Annotated in this window: 32 protein-coding genes and 1 pseudogene; all 33 read right to left on the bottom strand. The window is 48.5% G+C overall.

Annotated elements, in window-relative coordinates; all coding sequences use genetic code 11:
- Nucleotides 1-249 precede the first annotated feature (249 nt).
- A complete protein-coding gene (locus tag ACO0LN_RS18350) occupies nt 250-891 on the bottom strand; it encodes a peroxiredoxin (RefSeq protein WP_422976200.1) in 642 nt (213 codons plus the stop codon).
- A 99-nt stretch (nt 892-990) separates the two neighbouring features.
- Nucleotides 991-2,862, bottom strand: a complete 1,872-nt coding sequence (gene dsbD, locus ACO0LN_RS18345; protein WP_422976198.1) for a protein-disulfide reductase DsbD — start codon at nt 2,860-2,862, stop codon at nt 991-993.
- Nucleotides 2,859-3,188, bottom strand: a complete 330-nt coding sequence (gene cutA, locus ACO0LN_RS18340; protein ID WP_422976196.1) for a divalent-cation tolerance protein CutA — start codon at nt 3,186-3,188, stop codon at nt 2,859-2,861. The genes dsbD and cutA overlap by 4 nt, the downstream gene beginning before the upstream one ends.
- 268 nt (nt 3,189-3,456) lie before the next feature.
- Entirely contained in the window at nt 3,457-3,852 is a 396-nt protein-coding gene (gene rplQ / locus ACO0LN_RS18335) for a 50S ribosomal protein L17 (protein WP_110255935.1), read from the bottom strand.
- A 125-nt stretch (nt 3,853-3,977) separates the two neighbouring features.
- Nucleotides 3,978-4,955, bottom strand: coding sequence for a DNA-directed RNA polymerase subunit alpha (locus tag ACO0LN_RS18330; protein WP_110255934.1), 978 nt, complete (start codon nt 4,953-4,955; stop codon nt 3,978-3,980).
- A 104-nt stretch (nt 4,956-5,059) separates the two neighbouring features.
- The gene (gene rpsD, locus ACO0LN_RS18325; RefSeq protein ID WP_110255933.1) at nt 5,060-5,683 is read right to left on the bottom strand and encodes a 30S ribosomal protein S4; all 624 of its coding nucleotides are present in this window, start codon (nt 5,681-5,683) and stop codon (nt 5,060-5,062) included.
- A 249-nt stretch (nt 5,684-5,932) separates the two neighbouring features.
- On the bottom strand, nt 5,933-6,337 hold the full coding sequence (rpsK, locus tag ACO0LN_RS18320; protein WP_110255932.1) for a 30S ribosomal protein S11: 405 nt from the start codon (nt 6,335-6,337) through the stop codon (nt 5,933-5,935).
- 31 nt (nt 6,338-6,368) lie between these two features.
- Nucleotides 6,369-6,734 (bottom strand): 30S ribosomal protein S13, encoded by a 366-nt coding sequence (gene rpsM, locus ACO0LN_RS18315; RefSeq protein WP_186950499.1) that lies wholly within the window; start codon nt 6,732-6,734, stop codon nt 6,369-6,371.
- A gap of 27 nt (nt 6,735-6,761) precedes the next feature.
- Nucleotides 6,762-6,875, bottom strand: coding sequence for a 50S ribosomal protein L36 (gene rpmJ / locus ACO0LN_RS18310; protein ID WP_014004415.1), 114 nt, complete (start codon nt 6,873-6,875; stop codon nt 6,762-6,764).
- Nucleotides 6,876-6,908: 33 nt separating this feature from the next.
- Complete coding sequence (gene infA, locus ACO0LN_RS18305) at nt 6,909-7,127, bottom strand: translation initiation factor IF-1 (protein WP_005663428.1); 219 nt, start codon at nt 7,125-7,127, stop codon at nt 6,909-6,911.
- Nucleotides 7,128-7,150: 23 nt separating this feature from the next.
- The gene (gene secY, locus ACO0LN_RS18300; RefSeq protein ID WP_422976192.1) at nt 7,151-8,488 is read right to left on the bottom strand and encodes a preprotein translocase subunit SecY; all 1,338 of its coding nucleotides are present in this window, start codon (nt 8,486-8,488) and stop codon (nt 7,151-7,153) included.
- 25 nt (nt 8,489-8,513) lie between these two features.
- Nucleotides 8,514-8,945, bottom strand: a complete 432-nt coding sequence (gene rplO, locus ACO0LN_RS18295; RefSeq protein WP_110255929.1) for a 50S ribosomal protein L15 — start codon at nt 8,943-8,945, stop codon at nt 8,514-8,516.
- Between the two features lie 28 nt (nt 8,946-8,973).
- On the bottom strand, nt 8,974-9,153 hold the full coding sequence (rpmD, locus tag ACO0LN_RS18290; protein ID WP_110255928.1) for a 50S ribosomal protein L30: 180 nt from the start codon (nt 9,151-9,153) through the stop codon (nt 8,974-8,976).
- Nucleotides 9,154-9,163: 10 nt separating this feature from the next.
- A complete protein-coding gene (gene rpsE, locus ACO0LN_RS18285) occupies nt 9,164-9,682 on the bottom strand; it encodes a 30S ribosomal protein S5 (RefSeq protein WP_110255927.1) in 519 nt (172 codons plus the stop codon).
- Between the two features lie 12 nt (nt 9,683-9,694).
- Nucleotides 9,695-10,057 (bottom strand): 50S ribosomal protein L18, encoded by a 363-nt coding sequence (rplR, locus tag ACO0LN_RS18280; protein ID WP_110255926.1) that lies wholly within the window; start codon nt 10,055-10,057, stop codon nt 9,695-9,697.
- A gap of 12 nt (nt 10,058-10,069) precedes the next feature.
- Nucleotides 10,070-10,603 carry a 50S ribosomal protein L6 gene (rplF, locus tag ACO0LN_RS18275; protein ID WP_162039558.1) on the bottom strand — a complete coding sequence of 178 codons (534 nt, stop codon included), beginning with the start codon at nt 10,601-10,603 and terminating at the stop codon, nt 10,070-10,072.
- Nucleotides 10,604-10,613: 10 nt separating this feature from the next.
- Complete coding sequence (gene rpsH, locus ACO0LN_RS18270) at nt 10,614-11,009, bottom strand: 30S ribosomal protein S8 (RefSeq protein ID WP_110255924.1); 396 nt, start codon at nt 11,007-11,009, stop codon at nt 10,614-10,616.
- Nucleotides 11,010-11,023: 14 nt separating this feature from the next.
- Nucleotides 11,024-11,329 carry a 30S ribosomal protein S14 gene (rpsN, locus tag ACO0LN_RS18265; RefSeq protein WP_110255923.1) on the bottom strand — a complete coding sequence of 102 codons (306 nt, stop codon included), beginning with the start codon at nt 11,327-11,329 and terminating at the stop codon, nt 11,024-11,026.
- Nucleotides 11,330-11,336: 7 nt separating this feature from the next.
- Nucleotides 11,337-11,876, bottom strand: coding sequence for a 50S ribosomal protein L5 (rplE, locus tag ACO0LN_RS18260; RefSeq protein ID WP_110255922.1), 540 nt, complete (start codon nt 11,874-11,876; stop codon nt 11,337-11,339).
- Between the two features lie 4 nt (nt 11,877-11,880).
- Nucleotides 11,881-12,195 (bottom strand): 50S ribosomal protein L24, encoded by a 315-nt coding sequence (rplX, locus tag ACO0LN_RS18255; RefSeq protein ID WP_110255921.1) that lies wholly within the window; start codon nt 12,193-12,195, stop codon nt 11,881-11,883.
- Nucleotides 12,196-12,204: 9 nt separating this feature from the next.
- Nucleotides 12,205-12,573 (bottom strand): 50S ribosomal protein L14, encoded by a 369-nt coding sequence (gene rplN, locus ACO0LN_RS18250; protein WP_006464924.1) that lies wholly within the window; start codon nt 12,571-12,573, stop codon nt 12,205-12,207.
- 239 nt (nt 12,574-12,812) lie between these two features.
- Nucleotides 12,813-13,085: a 30S ribosomal protein S17 gene (rpsQ, locus tag ACO0LN_RS18245; protein ID WP_110255920.1), complete on the bottom strand. Its 273-nt coding sequence runs from the start codon at nt 13,083-13,085 to the stop codon at nt 12,813-12,815.
- Nucleotides 13,085-13,276 carry a 50S ribosomal protein L29 gene (rpmC, locus tag ACO0LN_RS18240; RefSeq protein ID WP_110255919.1) on the bottom strand — a complete coding sequence of 64 codons (192 nt, stop codon included), beginning with the start codon at nt 13,274-13,276 and terminating at the stop codon, nt 13,085-13,087. Before rpmC ends, rpsQ begins: the two co-directional genes overlap by 1 nt.
- Before the next feature lie 12 nt (nt 13,277-13,288).
- Nucleotides 13,289-13,708, bottom strand: a complete 420-nt coding sequence (rplP, locus tag ACO0LN_RS18235) for a 50S ribosomal protein L16 (RefSeq protein ID WP_110255918.1) — start codon at nt 13,706-13,708, stop codon at nt 13,289-13,291.
- 2 nt (nt 13,709-13,710) lie between these two features.
- On the bottom strand, nt 13,711-14,544 hold the full coding sequence (gene rpsC / locus ACO0LN_RS18230) for a 30S ribosomal protein S3 (RefSeq protein WP_186953127.1): 834 nt from the start codon (nt 14,542-14,544) through the stop codon (nt 13,711-13,713).
- 9 nt (nt 14,545-14,553) lie between these two features.
- Nucleotides 14,554-14,886: a 50S ribosomal protein L22 gene (rplV, locus tag ACO0LN_RS18225; protein WP_174244915.1), complete on the bottom strand. Its 333-nt coding sequence runs from the start codon at nt 14,884-14,886 to the stop codon at nt 14,554-14,556.
- A gap of 6 nt (nt 14,887-14,892) precedes the next feature.
- Nucleotides 14,893-15,168, bottom strand: coding sequence for a 30S ribosomal protein S19 (gene rpsS / locus ACO0LN_RS18220; RefSeq protein WP_110255916.1), 276 nt, complete (start codon nt 15,166-15,168; stop codon nt 14,893-14,895).
- 10 nt (nt 15,169-15,178) lie between these two features.
- Nucleotides 15,179-16,006, bottom strand: a complete 828-nt coding sequence (gene rplB / locus ACO0LN_RS18215) for a 50S ribosomal protein L2 (protein ID WP_110255915.1) — start codon at nt 16,004-16,006, stop codon at nt 15,179-15,181.
- Between the two features lie 2 nt (nt 16,007-16,008).
- Nucleotides 16,009-16,323 (bottom strand): 50S ribosomal protein L23, encoded by a 315-nt coding sequence (gene rplW, locus ACO0LN_RS18210; protein ID WP_110255914.1) that lies wholly within the window; start codon nt 16,321-16,323, stop codon nt 16,009-16,011.
- The gene (gene rplD / locus ACO0LN_RS18205; protein WP_422976189.1) at nt 16,320-16,943 is read right to left on the bottom strand and encodes a 50S ribosomal protein L4; all 624 of its coding nucleotides are present in this window, start codon (nt 16,941-16,943) and stop codon (nt 16,320-16,322) included. The genes rplW and rplD overlap by 4 nt, the downstream gene beginning before the upstream one ends.
- Nucleotides 16,944-16,946: 3 nt before the next feature.
- Nucleotides 16,947-17,603, bottom strand: a complete 657-nt coding sequence (gene rplC / locus ACO0LN_RS18200) for a 50S ribosomal protein L3 (RefSeq protein WP_110255912.1) — start codon at nt 17,601-17,603, stop codon at nt 16,947-16,949.
- Nucleotides 17,604-17,826: 223 nt separating this feature from the next.
- A complete protein-coding gene (gene rpsJ, locus ACO0LN_RS18195) occupies nt 17,827-18,144 on the bottom strand; it encodes a 30S ribosomal protein S10 (RefSeq protein ID WP_110255911.1) in 318 nt (105 codons plus the stop codon).
- Between the two features lie 132 nt (nt 18,145-18,276).
- A pseudogene (gene tuf, locus ACO0LN_RS18190) lies at nt 18,277-18,446 on the bottom strand (elongation factor Tu); the annotation flags it as partial.

Raw genomic sequence — 18,446 nt, 5'->3', positions numbered from 1 at the left:
GCATCTCAAAAACAAAAGCCACGAGTGACTCGTGGCTTTTGTTTTACTGATGCACTACATGAGTTGCGCAAAATTGTCCCAGCAAGGCTATCGCTTTCAGGAAACCTCCCTTGCAAGGGAGGTTCGTTGCATCGGCAGGCAACATGTTGCCTGAAATTCCGACTATACCGTCAGCGACGAAGACAGTACTTAAGTACCGAATTTACTAAGTGCCGGAGCTGCAACGCAGCTGGGGCGGTTTTGCGCAAGTCATGGTTTGTTTGGCTGTGGTGTCACGCGCAGATAAGGGCGGGCAGCGGTATAGCCTTTAGGGTATTTTTGCTTGATGACATCTTCGTCCTTGACTGACAGTGGGATGATGACGTCATCACCGTCACGCCAGTTGCCTGGAGTTGCTACGGTGTAGCCATCCGTTAATTGCAAGGCATCGATTACACGCAGGACCTCATCAAAATTGCGGCCCGTGGTCAGCGGGTAAGTGATGATGAGGCGAACTTTTTTATTAGGATCAATGATGAACAAGGAACGCACCGTGACAGTCTCAGACTGATTAGGGTGAATCATGTCATACAGTGCTGCAACTTTCTTGTCAGCATCAGCAACGATAGGAAAACCGACGACAGTCTTTTGCGTGTCTTCAATATCCTTGATCCATTGCAAATGAGATTCAGCGCCATCAACTGACAAGGCAATCGCTTTTACATTGCGCTTGTCAAACTCTGGCTTGAGTTTTGCAGTCAGGCCCAGCTCTGTCGTGCAGACCGGTGTAAAGTCAGCAGGGTGGGAGAACAAGACTACCCAGGAATTACCTGCCCATTCATGAAATTTCAAAGGGCCAATAGAAGAATCTTGTTCGAAATCAGGGGCGATGTCGCCTAAACGCAAAGTCATTTTTTTCTCCAAAAAGAAACGAGAACTCGAATATAGCCGCTCTACCCTGCTTACTCAAGGACAGTTTAGTTGCATGCTTATATATTCTTTGAATATACTTTATTTGCCTTCAGCACGATTCAGCGATTGCAGGAATTTATCTGCATTCTGATAACCAATAACCCGCTGGCCTGAAATTTCTTTGCCTTGGGCATCAAAGAAAATAATGCCTGGTGGACCAAACAGGCCAAAGCGTTTCAGCAGGGCTTTATCATCGGCATTATTAGCCGTGACATCGGCTTGCAACAGCAGCATATTGTCGAGCCTGGCCTTGACCTTGGCGTCAGGGAAAGTCAGTTTTTCCATCTCTTTGCACGACACACACCAGTCTGCATAAAAATCCAGCATGACCGTCTTGCCCTTGGATTGCGCCACGGCAGCATCAAGTTCGGCAATGCTGCGTATGCGGGTGAATTTCACGTGTTCTGCAGGTCCGCCATAAAGATGCGCGACTGGTGAAAACACATCACGGCCGCCTGTGGCGACGCCAAGCAACTGCACAGCACCGATCAGCAAGCAAATCACCGCGACCAGCTTGTTGAAGACTCCACTGCGCTGGAAAATGAACTGATATACGCCGAAGCCGATTAACAGGGCTGCCCAGGCCAGCATCTGCACACCAACGGGAATGACAGGGCTGACCATCCAGATAGCCAGGGCCAACATCAATACGCCAATGAAGCGCTTGACGCTCTCCATCCACGCACCGGCTTTTGGCAACAAGCTTCCGGCTGAGACACCCAGTAACAATAGTGGCGTCCCCATGCCCAGGGACAACATGAACATGGCAGACCCACCCACAGTGATATCCCTGGTCTGGCTGATATACACCAAAGCACCAGCCAGCGGCCCGGTAACGCAAGGTCCTATGATGAGTGCTGAAATCACGCCCATGACAAATACACCGAACAGTTTGCCTATCCTGCGATTTTTTGTCTGGCCCTCTGACAGGGTCGTCAATTTCGTCTGCAATGCCGCAGGCATCTGCAGTTGATAGACGTTAAACATGGACAACGCAAAAATCACGATGAACAGTGAGAAGGTGCCCAGCACGGCAGGTTTCTGCAATTCCGCAGCCAGACTCTCACCAGCGAGAGCCGCGGCGACACCAAATACCGTGTATAAGACCGTGGTACCCAGCACGTAGGCAAGGGAAAGAAGAAAGCCGCGAGCACGGGTAACGCTGACACCTTCGCCAACAATGATGAAGGAAAGTATAGGCACCATGGGCCATACGCATGGCGTCAATGACAGGCCAAGACCGAAAATATAAGCCAGAGGCAAAATGACCAGCAGCTTGCCACCTTTGAGAGCCTTGCTGATGACAGAGCTATCATCTTCTGAGGAGTCACTTGCAGCTTTGCTGGCAACTATTTCAGAATCGCTTTTTGACACAGCTGACGCAGCCGATACCGCTGCAGGTGTCGATACAGATGAGGATGCTGCACCGGCAATTTGCAATTTAACCGGCGTCTCCAACGGCGGATAACAAAGGCCGCCATCGGCGCAACCCTGGCGACCTATCTTTAGCGTGAAATCCGCCGCGGCTTGCACCGGTATGCGTACCGCCAGGGAATGGCGGTAAGTCTCGACTTCTTTCTGGAAGGTTTCATCAAACTTGACCTTGCCTGCTGGCATGACGATATCGCCGAGTTTGGCATCGTCCGAGCTGAACTTGAAACGTTCGCGATACAGGTAGTAACCGTCAGCTATCGTAAAAGTCACTTCGGCCACACCTGGCTCTGCCATTTTGGCAGATACCTTGAATGCTACTTCAGGATCGAGGAAGTCTTCTGCGCTGGCGAAAGGTGTCAGTAAGGATGTGAACAGCAAGGCAAACACCAGGGCACACAGGCGCCATAGCTGCGCTATCCGGAAGTTTTGTGGCTTGGCAGGCATATGTGCAGAAAACAGCGGCGTTGAGGCATTCATGGCGTTTCGGTTTCTTTTCTCACCCAGTCCAGGTAAGCCGGCAATCCGGCCACCAGGGGGATGGCTATTATTTCGGGTAGATCATAGGGATGTTGGGCGATGATCAGCGCTTCCAGCCTGGCATAGCAAGCTTGCCGGGTCTTGATCATCAATTGCACTTCAGTGTCAGCCTGTTGTTCACCATCCCAGTTGTAGATGGACAATATATCAGCAGAAATGTTCACGCAGGCAGCCAATTTTTCGGCGATGACCTGGCTGGCCAGTTTTTTGGCAATGTCACGGTCTGGCAGGTTAGTTAATACCAGGATCAGATTGTCATCATCCATCGCTATTCCATATTCGGCGGCGCCAATGCGCCTGATAAAAACTGCATGATGTTTGGTCGGGTGTACCGCAAGTGCATTACAGCATATCGCAAAATAAATGCCTGCAAGTATCTTGCTTCGACGTGTTATTAAGCTTATATCTGTGCTTGGCCTCAGGCACTGCCAAAAGCATGCGCCCATCAAGCGCCAATAAGCAAAAAGCCGTTCAGTTTACACTGAACGGCTTCTTTAAGCTTTGAGCAGTCTGGGCATGATGCCCAAGTGCTAATTACTCAGCAACTGGTGCATCAGCTGCATCTACGCCTTCTGGACGGTCCAGCAGTTCAACGTATGCCATAGGAGCATTGTCGCCGACGCGGAAACCCATTTTCAGGATGCGCAGGTAGCCGCCGTTACGATTTGCGTAACGTGGGCCCAGTTCAGCAAACAGCTTGACTACCATTTCGCGATCGCGCAAACGGGAGAAAGCCAGACGCTTGTTAGCCAGTGTGTCTGTTTTACCCAAAGTCAGAATCGGCTCGATAACGCGGCGCAGTTCTTTGGCTTTTGGCAAAGTTGTTTTGATGGCTTCGTGACGCAACAGGGATACTGTCATGTTGCGCAGCATTGCCAGACGGTGGGAAGAAGTACGATTCAGCTTACGTAAGCCGTGACGATGACGCATGGTATTTCCTTTCAGATTTAAATGCCAGCTCTTCTATCGATAAGCAAACTTATCGCGGGCCGGTAATTATTTTTACTACGGTTAAAAAACGGGCAGGCTGCCTCAGCCCACCCGTTGGGACAAAATTATTTTTCCAGGCCAGCAGGTGGCCAGTTTTCCAGTTTCATGCCCAGAGACAAACCACGGGAAGCCAGAACTTCCTTGATTTCGTTCAAGGACTTGCGACCCAGATTTGGTGTCTTCAACAGTTCATTTTCGCTACGCTGGATCAGATCACCAATGTAGTAAATGTTTTCTGCTTTCAGGCAGTTGGCTGAACGTACTGTCAGTTCCAGATCATCGACTGGACGCAACAGGACAGGATCAACTGCAGGTGCGCGGGATGGCGCTTCAGCAGCGGCTTCAGTACCTTCCAGTGCAGCGAATACATTCAATTGATCAACCAGCACGCGGGCAGATTGACGAATTGCTTCTTCAGGAGAGATAACGCCATTGGTCTCAATATTGATAACCAGTTTATCCAGATCAGTACGTTGTTCAACGCGGGCAGATTCTACAGCGTAAGAAACACGGCGTACTGGAGAGAAAGACGCATCCAAAATCATACGACCGATGGTTTTGTTCGCATCTTCAGACAAGCGGCGAACGTTACCTGGCACATAGCCACGGCCTTTTTCTACCTTGATCTGCATGTCCAGCTTACCACCGGCTGTCAGATTGGCGATAACGTGATCTGGGTTAATCAGTTCTACGTCATGCGGCAGATCGATGTCGGAAGCCAATACTGCGCCTTCGCCATCTTTTTTCAATGTCAGCGTGACTTCATCACGGTTGTGCAACTTGAAGACGACACCTTTCAAGTTCAACAGGATATCGACGACGTCTTCTTGCACGCCATCGAGGGAGGAGTATTCATGAACTACACCAGCGATCACAACTTCAGTCGGTGCATAACCAACCATAGTGGACAACAATACGCGACGCAATGCGTTGCCCAGTGTGTGGCCATAGCCACGTTCAAACGGTTCCATCACGACTTTAGCGTGACCGGCACCCAACATTTCCACATCAATAATACGTGGTTTTAACAGATTGTTTTGCATGAATGTCCTTTTCAATACCCTCGGTTCGTTACACCGATAAGGCTGACGGCATTAAAGAAAAAAGCCTGCCTGTAGTAAAACAGGCAGGCGGTGAAACTTGAATATTAACGAGAATACAATTCAACGATCAGGGATTCGTTGACATCGTGAGCGATATCGCTACGATCTGGCATGGACTTGAAAGTACCTTCCAGTTTTTTCGCATCAACAGCTACCCATGAAGGCATGCCGGATTGTTCTGCCAGGGACAGAGCTTCAGCGATACGAACTTGTTTTTTCGCTTTTTCACGAACAGCAACTACGTCACCAGCTTTAACCTGGTAAGAAGCGATGTTGACAACGATACCGTTGACAGTGAATGCTTTGTGGCTGACCAGCTGACGTGCTTCAGCGCGTGTGGAACCGAAGCCCATACGGTAAGCAACGTTATCCAGACGGGATTCCAGCAATTTCAACAGTGTTTCGCCTGTGTTGCCTTTTTGACGGTCAGCTTCAGCGAAGTAGCGGCGGAACTGACGTTCCAAAACGCCGTACATACGTTTAACTTTTTGCTTTTCGCGCAATTGATTACCGTAGTCAGAGGTACGAGCACCAGAAGTGCGACCATGTTGACCTGGTTTTGCGTCCAGTTTGCATTTAGAGTCCAGGGAGCGACGTGCGCTCTTCAAGAACAGGTCCGTGCCTTCGCGACGGGAAAGTTTTGCTTTTGGTCCGATATAACGTGCCACGATATTTTCCTTGTAAATGACGTAATGTTTTCTACACTACGCTAGTCTGATCTGCCTGCAACCAGACGGTGGTCTTAACAACAAAGGCTGTGCCTTTGATTATTTTTTTGTACTCTGAAATTTCCACAACACAAAACCCGCCAACGAAATGGCGGGTCTGCATTCTAACGGAGATTCCGCAAGAATGCCAGCAGAGAATGAATCTGCTTGCCTAAGTCGCTTAAATAATAAGCAACTTAGAGCTCCAACTTAGATACGACGACGCTTTGGAGGGCGGCAGCCGTTATGTGGAACTGGAGTAACGTCTTGAATCAGGGAGATCTTGATACCCAGATTGTTCAAAGCGCGTACTGAAGATTCGCGACCTGGGCCTGGGCCTTTGATACGAACTTCCAGATTTTTGATACCGCATTCAACAGCCACTTTACCTGCTGCTTCTGCTGCGACCTGCGCTGCAAAAGGAGTAGATTTACGTGAGCCTTTAAAACCAGCACCACCGGCTGTTGCCCAAGACAACGCATTGCCTTGACGATCAGTGATCGTGATGATGGTGTTGTTGAAAGAAGCGTGAACGTGAGCGATACCTTCCGCAACGTTCTTTTTAACTTTCTTACGCGCACGTGCTGCTGCAGCGTTATTTTGAGCTTTTGCCATAATGTTTTCCTTGGATCCGGGCTAGCCTGGATTATTTCTTCAAAGATTGCGCTGCTTTACGTGGACCCTTACGAGTACGCGCATTTGTACGTGTACGTTGGCCACGGCAAGGCAAGCCTTTACGATGACGGAGACCACGGTAGCAACCCAAGTCCATCAAGCGTTTGATGTTCATGGACAGTTCACGACGCAAGTCGCCTTCGACGATAAATTTACCGATTTCGTCGCGAAGCTTCTCGAGTTCGTTGTCATCCAGATCCTTAACCTTTTTATTGGTCAAAACACCTGTTGCGTCACAGATTTTCTGTGCGCGTGGACGGCCAATACCATAGATAGCTGTTAAGCCGATTACGGTATGCTGATGATTTGGGATATTAACCCCTGCGATACGTGCCATTCGTTATTCCTCGTTCAATAACGTTAATTAACCTTGGCGCTGCTTATGGCGTGGTTCTGTGCAAATAACACGAACAACACCCTTGCGCTTGATGATTTTACAGTTGCGGCAGATCCGCTTAACTGATGCGAGAACTTTCATTTTTGCCCTCTTTCCTTCTAGTTCATTTTAAATTTACTTGGTACGGAACACTATTCGCGCCCGGCTCAAATCATAAGGCGTCAATTCCACTGTCACCTTATCACCTGGAAGGATACGGATATAATTCATCCGCATCTTCCCGGAAATATGGCCAAGTACAACATGCCCGTTTTCCAACTTAACTCGAAATGTTGCATTCGGAAGATTCTCAAGAATCTCGCCCTGCATCTGTATAACGTCGTCTTTTGCCATTCGATCTGCTGTCCCCTGGGCGATTACCTTGAAGGAATCCCGCCCTTGAAATTTGCTTTACGAAGAAGCGATTCATATTGCTGGGACATAACATAGTTCTGTACCTGCGCCATAAAGTCCATGGTTACCACCACGATAATCAGCAGAGACGTTCCGCCGAAATAAAATGGTACTTTCCACTTCGCAATCAAAAATTCTGGCAACAGACAAACCAGCGTAATGTAAATCGCACCTGCCAGCGTCAAACGCATCAATATCTTGTCGATATAGCGTGCGGTCTGGTCACCTGGACGTATCCCGGGAACAAAAGCACCGCTCTTCTTCAAGTTATCAGCGGTTTCTTTGCTATTGAATACCAAAGCGGTATAGAAGAAGCAGAAGAAAATGATCGCTATTGCATACAACAAAGCGTGTATCGGTTCACCAGGCGCCATAGACGCAGCCAGATCCTTCAGGAAAGTGATAAAACCACTTGTAGAAGACTCTGCACCCTTGGTAAACCAGCTCGTAATCGTCGCAGGGAACAAGATAATCGATGAAGCGAAAATAGGAGGAATAACACCAGCCATATTCAACTTCAGTGGCAAATGACTGCTCTGACCACCGTAAATCTTATTACCAACCTGGCGTTTTGCATAATTCACCAGGATTTTGCGCTGACCACGCTCTACAAACACGACAGCAAACGTTACTGCAGGCACAACAATACAGATAACCAGTGCGGCAAAGTTACCCATTTGACCGGTACGGACCAGTTCAAACAAATTACTCAAGCCACCAGGCAAACCTGCTGCAATACCGGCGAAAATGATGATGGAGATACCATTTCCCAGACCGCGCTCAGTGATTTGCTCACCTAACCACATCAGGAACATAGTGCCCGTCACCAGCGACAATACCGTCGTCAAACGAAATGCCATGCCAGGATCAAGTACCAGACCGGCCTGACCTTCGAGACCGAATGCAATAAAATAACTTTCGATCAGGGCAAGAACCACAGTGCCATAACGTGTAAATTGCGTAATCTTTCTACGGCCGGACTCGCCCTCTTTTTTGAGCGCTTCCAGCTGCGGAGAGACGATCGACATCAATTGCATGATGATCGACGCAGAAATATACGGCATGATACCCAGGGCGAATACAGTGAATCTTTGCATCGCACCACCAGAGAACATATTGAACATACCCAGCAAACCACCCTGGTTTTGTTTGAACATGTCTTCCAGCACTTTGGCGTCTATACCCGGCACAGGAACATGTGCACCAATCCTGTAGACAACCAGTGCCGCCAGCAAGAACCAGAGTCGCCCCCAGGGAAACCCGCTTGCAGCACTTTTAGCTTGTTGTGGAGATGTTGCCAATTAATGCTCCGGTTGTCTGCTTCGATTAAGCGATTGTGCCACCAGCAGCTTCGATTGCAGCTTTAGCGCCTTTAGTGACGATCAAGCCGTTCAAAGAAACTTTCTTGGTGATAGCACCAGACAAGATCACACGGACTACACGTGCGAGCTCAGAAACTACGCCGGCTTGTTTCAAAGCCAAAACGTCGATCTCTGTCACTGGCAGGTTTTCCAGATCTGTCAGGCGAACTTCTGCTTTGTACGGTGTTGCCAGTGATTTGAAACCACGTTTTGGCAAACGACGTTGCAGAGGCATCTGACCGCCTTCGAAACCGACTTTATGAAAGCCGCCTGAACGGGATTTTTGGCCTTTATGACCGCGACCCGCTGTTTTACCTAAGCCTGAACCGATACCGCGACCAACACGACGTTTGTAGTGTTTTGCGCCATCAGCTGGCTGGATTGTATTCAATTCCATAATTTGCTCCGATCGCAAACCTGACGGCTTACGATACAACCTTCACAAGATACGAGACTTTATTGATCATGCCACGTACGGATGGTGTGTCTTCCAGTTCGGAAACTGAATTAACACGACGCAGACCCAGGCCACGTACAGTTGCACGGTGATCCTGGCGTGTGCCGATCAAACCTTTAACCAATTGCACTTTTACTGTCTTAGACATGAGGTGCTCCTTAACCGAGAATTTCTTCAACAGTTTTGCCACGCTTTGCAGCGATTTCAGATGGAGTACTCATCTTGGCCAAACCATTCAAAGTTGCACGAACCATGTTGTATGGATTTGTGGAGCCGTTGGATTTCGCCACGACGTTTACAATACCCATTACTTCAAAAATCGCGCGCATTGGACCACCAGCGATAACGCCAGTACCTTCTTTTGCTGGAGAAATCATGACGGAAGACGCGCCGTGCTTGCCAGTAACGGTGTGTTGCAGAGTACCGTTCTTCAAAGTCACTTTGATCATCTTACGACGTGCTTCTTCCATCGCTTTTTGTACAGCAACTGGAACTTCTTTCGATTTCCCTTTGCCCATACCGATACGGCCATCGCCGTCACCAACGACTGTCAGCGCCGCGAAACCCATGATACGACCACCCTTGACCACTTTGGTCACGCGGTTGATCGCGATCATTTTTTCGCGCATGCCATCATCCGGCTTGTCGGCTGCTGTTTTTGCTTGCATTTTTGCCATGACAAATTTTCCTTAGAACTTCAAGCCAGCTTCACGGGCTGCTTCTGCAAGCGCCTTGACGCGACCGTGGTAACGGAAACCGGAGCGGTCAAACGCAACTTCGGTAACCCCTGCTTTGATTGCCTTCTCTGCAACACGTTTGCCGATCAAGCTCGCTGCAGCAGCGTTGCCGCCTGCACCAGACTTGCCAGCCAACTCTGCACGTACTTCTGCTTCTACTGTAGAGGCAGATGCCAACACTTTGGCGTCTGGGCCAATGATGTTTGCATAGATATGCAGGTTTGTGCGATGCACGGCCAGGCGGTTCACTTTGAGTTCTGCGATCTTGGCACGGGTTTGACGTGCGCGGCGCAGACGTGATTGTTTCTTGTCCATCGTCAACCCCTATTACTTCTTCTTGGTTTCTTTAATCACAACCACTTCGTCCGCATAGCGAACGCCTTTGCCTTTATAAGGCTCTGGACTGCGGTATGCACGAACTTCAGCGGCAACCTGACCAACTTTTTGCTTATCAATCCCTTTGATCAGGATTTCAGTTGGAGTTGGTGTTGCGCATGTAACGCCAGCTGGCATTGCGTGAACAACCGGGTGCGAGAAACCAAGAGACAAATTCAATTTGTCGCCTTGAGCTTGCGCTTTGTAACCAACACCGACCAGATTCAGTTTCTTTTCGAAACCTTTAGTGACGCCGTTAACCATGTTATTGACCAGGGCACGCAGGGTACCGCTCATCGCATTGGCTTCACGACCATCATTAGCTGGGGAAAAACTCAAAGTGCCATTGTCGTTCGCAATTGTCACCAGGCCGTTCAAGGCTTGAGACAATACGCCCTGTGGGCCTTTAATTGTAATCTGCTCTGTCGAAATGGTGACTTCAGCACCTGCCGGCAAAGCGATTGGCATCTTACCTACTCGAGACATCTTTCACTCCTTAGGCGACGTAGCAAATCACTTCGCCACCGACACCGGTTGCGCGCGCTTTGCGGTCAGTCATGACGCCTTGTGGTGTGGAAACGATCGCCACTCCCAAACCGTTCATGACACTTGGGATCTCGTCTTTACCTTTGTAAATACGGAGACCTGGACGTGACACACGTTCCAAGCGTTCAATCACAGGACGTCCTGCGTAATATTTCAAGCCGATTTTTAATTCGGACTTACCTGCAGTTTCAGAAACTGCGAAATCTTCAATGTAACCTTCGTCTTTAAGTACGTTCGCAATTGCGATCTTTACTTTGGAGGACGGCATCGCGACGACAGTCTTTTGAACAACTTGTGCGTTACGGATGCGGGTCAGCATATCGGCGATAGGATCGCTCATACTCATTGCTTATTCTCCTATTACCAGCTGGCTTTAGTCATACCCGGGATTTCACCACGCATGGCGACTTCACGGAGTTTAATACGGCCCAAACCGAATTTACGGAATGTGCCACGTGGGCGACCTGTCAAAGCGCAGCGGTTACGCTGACGAGTCGGATTGGAGTTACGTGGCAATGCCTGCAACTTCAGACGGGCAGCGTACTGCTCTTCTTCAGTTTTTGATTGGTCATCAATGATGGCCTTCAATTCGGCACGCTTACCAGCGAATTTCTTCACCAGGTCTGCACGCTTTTGCTCACGATTAATCAGTGCCAGTTTTGCCATGGCGACCTCAGTTTCTGAACGGAAATTTAAATGCGGCGAGGAGTGCTTTCGCTTCGTCGTCGGTCTTTGCTGTTGTCGTGATACTGATGTTCATACCACGCAACGCGTCGATCTTGTCGTATTCGATTTCAGGGAAAATGATCTGTTCCTTGACACCGATATTGTAGTTACCACGACCATCAAACGCACGACCAGAAACGCCACGGAAGTCACGTACACGTGGCAGTGCCACTGTGATGAAACGGTCCAGGAATTCATACATCTGAGCGCCACGCAAAGTTACCATACAACCAATTGGATAACCTTCACGGATTTTAAAACCAGCGATCGCTTTGCGAGCTTTGGTAACTACTGGTTTTTGACCAGCAATCTTGGTGAGGTCACCAACCGCATGCTCAATAATCTTTTTGTCTGCAATTGCTTCAGACAAACCCATGTTCAGGGTGATTTTCAAGATGCGTGGAACTTCCATAACTGATTTGTACGCGTACTTTTCAGTCAGTTCACCAACGATTTTATCTTTATATATTGCTTGTAGACGGGCCATGATGTTATGCCTTCACAACTTCGCCAGTCGACTTATAGATACGGACTTTCTTGCCATCCACTACCTTGAAGCCTACACGGTCTGCTTTGCCAGACGCTGCATTAAACAATGCAACATTCGACACATGAATCGGCATCACTTTATCCACGATGCCACCTACTGCGCCAGTCATTGGGTTAGGCTTAACAGCTTTTTTAGCGACGTTAATACCTGCAACAACAACGTAATCGCTATCGATGCAAACTTGCACCTGACCGCGTTTACCTTTGTCTTTACCCGTCAAGACGATGACTTCGTCGTTTTTACGAATTTTGTTCATCACGACCCCTTACAGCACTTCTGGAGCCAAAGACACGATTTTCATAAAGCGCTCAGTACGCAGTTCGCGTGTTACTGGGCCGAAAATACGAGTACCGATAGGCTCAAGTTTTGCATTCAACAATACTGCAGCATTGCCATCAAATTTGACCAACGAGCCATCTTGACGACGAACACCCTTAGCTGTCCTCACGACAACGGCGTTGTAAATTTCACCTTTTTTTACACGACCGCGCGGAGCAGCAGACTTAACAGTGACTTTAATTACGTCACCAATACCCGCATAACGACGCTTGGAACCGCCCAACACTTTAATGCACAAAACTTCGCGCGCACCAGTATTGTCAGCCACTTCCAGCCGGCTTTCTGTTTGAATCATAATGTTCTCTTTCCCAACTTAATCCACACAACTTGCACAATGCAAATTTGTAGTCAGTCTTGGTCCCGCCAGCTAACCCCTACATAACCTACAATGCACGAGCCAACTGATTAGGTGGACGATTTTTTAACCACTTTCACAACAAGAGGGCGTTATGAAAGACATTTAGGCTGCCACTCGCATACTTTGCAAATGACAGCCCATCATTATTACACCAAAAAACGATTTGTGCAATAAATTTATACTACTTGTGCGACTTGAACCACACGTGTCACTGTCCAAGCTTTAGTCTTGGAGATAGGACGACCTTCTTGAATTTCAACGGTGTCGCCGGCCTTTGCCTGGTTCGCTTCATCGTGTGCGTGGTACTTGGCACTACGAACGATGATCTTGCCGTACAAAGGATGCTTAACGTGACGTTCAACAACCACTGTTACGGTTTTGTCCATCTTGTCGGAAACAACCTTGCCAATCAATGTGCGCTTCAGTGCGACTTTAACTTGATCGTTCATTATTTGGCATCCTTCTGGTTCATGACGGTTTTCACACGTGCGATGTCACGACGAACTTTCTTCAATTGAGAAGTGTTAGTCAGCTGTTGCGTAGCGATTTGCATACGCAGGCTGAATTGTGCCTTCAACAATTCATTCAGTTCTTTGGTCAAAGCCGCCTGATCCTTACCTTGGAGTTCAGATACTTTCATTTACAACTCCTATTATTGGCCGACTTGACGGACGACGAACGTTGTCAACAGCGGCAATTTAGCTGCAGCCAAGCGGAACGCTTCGCGTGCCAGCGTCTCATCGACACCATCCATTTCGTACAACATTTTGCCTGGTTGAATCTCGGCAACGTAGTACTCTGGATTACCTTTACCATTACCCATACGGACTTCCGCTGGTTTCTGGGAAATTGGCTTGTCCGGGAAAATGCGGATCCAGATACGGCCACCGCGTTTAATGTGACGAGTCATTGCACGACGCGCTGCTTCAATCTGACGCGCTGTGATACGACCACGACCAACTGCCTTCAAGCCAAACTCACCGAAGGAAACTGCTGTACCACGAGTATGCGAGATACCCTTGTTACGGCCTTTCTGTTCCTTACGATATTTTCTGCGTGCTGGTTGCAGCATGATTATTCTCCTGCTTTCTCAGCCGGTGCTGCAGCGTCAGCTTTTGCGCGTACGCGCTTGGCTGCCGGGGCTGCTGCGCCGGTCGTCGGTGTTTGTCCTTCTGGACGCTTGGCGCGTGGACGGCTATTTGGCTTGCCATCATCACGACGTGGACCACGACGTTTTTTGTCGTCTTCCGGTGTCGATTCGATAACAGGCGCATCGCCATTTGCCAAACGATCGCCTTTGTAGACCCATACTTTTACGCCAATAATGCCGTAAGTTGTGGATGCTTCGCCAAAGCCGTAGTCGATGTCAGCACGCAGAGTATGCAGAGGCACACGGCCTTCGCGATACCATTCTTTACGTGCGATCTCGATACCGTTCAAACGACCACCAGACATGATCTTGATACCTTGAGCGCCCAAACGCATTGCATTTTGCATCGCACGTTTCATGGCGCGGCGGAACATGATGCGTTTTTCCAATTGCTGAGCGATAGAATCAGCGATCAGTTGAGCATCGATTTCTGGCTTGCGAATTTCTTCGATGTTGACGTGAACTGGCACGCCCATCAATTTCGACAATTCAGCTTTCAATACTTCAATATCTTCGCCTTTTTTACCGATCACAACGCCTGGACGGGAGCTGTATATCGTGATGCGTGCGTTTTTAGCAGGACGCTCAATAACGATGCGGCCTACAGACGCGTTTTTCAGTTTCTTCTTCAGGTATTCACGTACCTTCAGATCTTCGATGAGCATAGTGGCAAAGTTACCATTGCCAGCATACCAACGAGAAGACCAGTTACGTGTTACTGCCAAACGAAAACCGGTTGGATGTATCTTCTGTCCCATCGTGACTCCTTAGTTACCAACGGTCACATAAATGTGACAGGATTGTTTAGAGATACGATCACCACGACCCTTAGCGCGTGCTGTGAAGCGCTTCAGAATCGCACCTTTTTCGACATAGATAGTCTTTACTTTCAGCTCGTCGATATCCGCGCCATCATTGTGCTCGGCGTTTGCAATTGCAGACTCCAACACTTTCTTGATGATCGCAGCACCTTTTTTAGGGCTGAATGCCAGGATATTCAATGCCTGATCTACTTTTTTACCGCGAATCAGGTCAGCCACCAGGCGACCTTTTTGCTCAGACAGACGCACACCGCGCAAATTTGCTTTAGTTTCCATCATCGGTCCTTATCTCTTAGCCTTTTTATCGGCAGCGTGACCCTTGAACGTACGGGTCAGCGCGAATTCGCCGAGCTTGTGACCAACCATGTTTTCGGAAACATAAACTGGTACGTGTTGCTTACCGTTATGAACCGCAATGGTCAAACCGATGAAGTCCGGCATAATTGTCGAACGACGGGACCAAGTCTTGATTGGCTTTTTGTCTTTAGTCGCTTGCGCGGTTTCGACTTTCTTCACCAGGTGGGCGTCGCAAAACGGCCCTTTTTTCAATGAACGTGTCATGTTTTATCCCTTATTTCTTGCCACGGCGTGAGACGATCATCGAAGTAGTGCGCTTGTTGCGACGAGTCTTCTTACCCTTGGTTTGCTGACCCCATGGTGATACTGGGTGACGGCCGGCTGCAGTTTTACCTTCACCACCACCGTGCGGGTGATCGACCGGGTTCATGACCACACCGCGAACGGTAGGACGAACACCACGCCAACGCATTGCACCAGCTTTACCGATTTTGCGCAGGTTATGCTCACCGTTGCCTACTTCACCGATAGTTGCGCGGCATTCGATATGAATACGACGAACTTCACCGGAGCGCAGACGAACCTGAGCGTAAGTACCTTCACGTGCCATCAGGACAACGCCAGCACCAGCTGTACGTGCAATCTGAGCACCTTTACCTGGCAGCATTTCTACGCAATGCATAGTTGTACCGACAGGGATATTACGGATAGGCAAGCAGTTACCAGATTTGATCGGCGCTTGAGAGCCGTTCATGACCTGATCACCAGCAGCCATACCTTTAGGGGCAATGATGTATGCACGTTCACCATCCGCGTAGCACAACAAAGCAATGTGCGCTGTACGGTTAGGATCGTATTCAATACGTTCTACTTTTGCAGGGATACCATCTTTGGTGCGTTTGAAATCGACCAGACGATAATGCTGCTTATGACCACCACCGATATGACGGGTAGTGATGTGACCGTTGTTATTACGGCCAGCAGTTTTTGATTTCTTTTCCAACAAAGCAGCGAACGGACGACCTTTGTACAGGCCTTCTGTCACTACCTTCACCATACCACGACGACCTGGTGAGGTTGGCTTCATCTTAACGAGTGCCATGCTTATGCCCCCTCAGTGAAGTTAATTTCCTGACCTGGCTTCAAGCATACAAAAGCGCGTCTTGTATGATTGCGGCGGCCATTAAATTTACCGGTACGTTTTTGTTTACCTTGACGATTTGCCACTTGTACGGATTCAACTTGTACTTTGAACAGCAATTCGACGGCAGCTTTGATTTCTGGCTTGGTTGCATCTGGCATAACCAGGAAAACCACTTGCTCATTCTTTTCAGCAACCATAGTTGCTTTTTCAGAAATTACAGGAGCCAGCAACACCTTCATCAGGCGTTCTTCGCTAATTTTGACTTGTGCGCTCATGCCAGCATCTCCTCAATCTTTGCCAGTGCTGGCTTAGTGATCAACACTTTCTTGTAGAACACCAAAGAAACTGGATCAGCATAACGTGGCTCAACAACCAAAACGTTTGCCAGGTTACGCGCTGCCAACATCAGGTTTTCATTGAATTCGTCAGTGATGATCAGGACGGAATCCAGGCAACCCATTGCTTTCAGTTTTTCGGACAACAGTTTTGTCTTAGGTGCGTCAACAGTCACATCATCGACCACATTCAAACGACCTTCACGAGCCAACTGAGACAGGATCGAGCAGATACCTGCGCGATACATCTTTTTGTTAACTTTGTGAGAGAAATTCTCATCAGGTGTGTTCGGGAATATACGACCACCGCCACGCCACAATGGAGAAGAAGACATACCAGCACGTGCACGACCAGTACCTTTTTGACGCCAAGGCTTCTTGGTTGTGTGATGGACTTCTTCACGATCTTTTTGTTTGCGATTACCGCTACGAGCATTGGCTTGGAATGCAACGACGACTTGATGGATCAAGGCTTCATTGTAGTCACGACCAAAGATAGTATCAGGAGCGGCTACGTTCGACGCTGCTTGACCTTGTTCGTTTAGGAGCTTCAGTTCCATGGATTAGGCTCCCTTCTTGGCTTTAACTTTAACAGCAGGAGATACAATCACCTGACCATTTTTTGCACCCGGCACGGCACCCTTCACCAGCAACAACTGACGCTCTGCATCTACGCGAGCGATTTCCAGATTTTGCACAGTGCGAGTTGCATCACCCAGGTGACCAGTCATGCGCTTACCAGGGAATACACGACCTGGATCCTGCGCCATACCGATAGAACCAGGTACATTATGCGAACGGGAGTTACCGTGAGTTGCACGACCAGAAGAGAAATGGTGACGTTTGATTGTACCGGCATAGCCTTTACCAATCGTTACGCCTTGCACGTCTACTTTTTGACCAGCTTCGAACATACCAACAGGCACAACATCGCCTGCTTTCAGTTCAGCAGCTTTAGCAGCATCAATACGGAATTCTTTTAATACAGTACCAGCTTCAACACCTGCTTTTGCGAGGTGACCGGCAGCCGCTTTTGTTACGCGGGATGCACGGCGCTGACCGAAAGTTACCTGAACAGCGGAGTAACCGTCTGTTTCAGGAGTTTTGACTTGCGTCACGCGGTTGTTGGATACGTCCAAAACAGTAACAGGAATCGAATCCCCATCATCTGTAAAGATGCGCATCATACCAACCTTGCGACCAACTAGGCCCAAGCTCATTGTTTTCTCCATTCTCACCTACGATTGGGTGAGGCTGATGTTTAAAAAACTTAAACGAATAGGCCAGCCGGAGCTGACCTACATCTAAGCCTTCGATTATAGCCCGCAAATTTTTTATTTACAAGACTAATTTATTTGAATTTTCGAAAAATTGTGGTATGTCGAATTTTCAGTATTTTTCTGAGAATACTAATTTGCATCAGTATTTTCAAATCAATAAGAATTATTGCAGTTTGATTTCTACGTCAACGCCAGCTGGCAGATCGAGCTTCATCAACGCGTCAACTGTTTTGTCAGTTGGGTCAACGATGTCCATCAAACGCTGGTGAGTACGGATTTCAAATTGATCACGGGAAGTTTTGTTCACGTGTGGGGAACGCAGTACGTCGAAACGCTGGATACGTGTAGGCAAAGGAACCGGGCCTTTAACGACAGCGCCAGTGCGCTTGGCTGTTTCTACGATTTCCAGAGCGGACTGATCGATCAGTTTGTAATCGAAAGCCTTCAGACGGATACGGATTTTTTGATTTTGTGTGGACATGTTCATTCCTATAAAGAGCGAGCCAGGTACGGCAGAGCCGCCGGCATATTTAATAAAGAGCGAAAACTAAATTGGCTGCCGCATTAAATTCAATACGACAGCCAACTAGTATACTACAAATTACGGCAGATATTACTCGATGATTTTAGCAACAACGCCAGCACCGACTGTACGACCACCTTCACGGATAGCGAAGCGCAAGCCTTCTTCCATCGCGATCGGGTTGATCAGTTTTACAGTGATAGATACGTTATCACCTGGCATGACCATTTCTTTGTCTTTCGGCAACTCGATCGAACCAG

This window comes from Undibacterium sp. TC9W (assembly GCF_049339865.1).
In the GTDB taxonomy this organism is placed as follows: domain Bacteria; phylum Pseudomonadota; class Gammaproteobacteria; order Burkholderiales; family Burkholderiaceae_D; genus Undibacterium.
The sequence above is the reverse complement of the archived record's forward strand: the minus strand, read 5'-3'. Positions and strand labels throughout refer to the sequence as shown.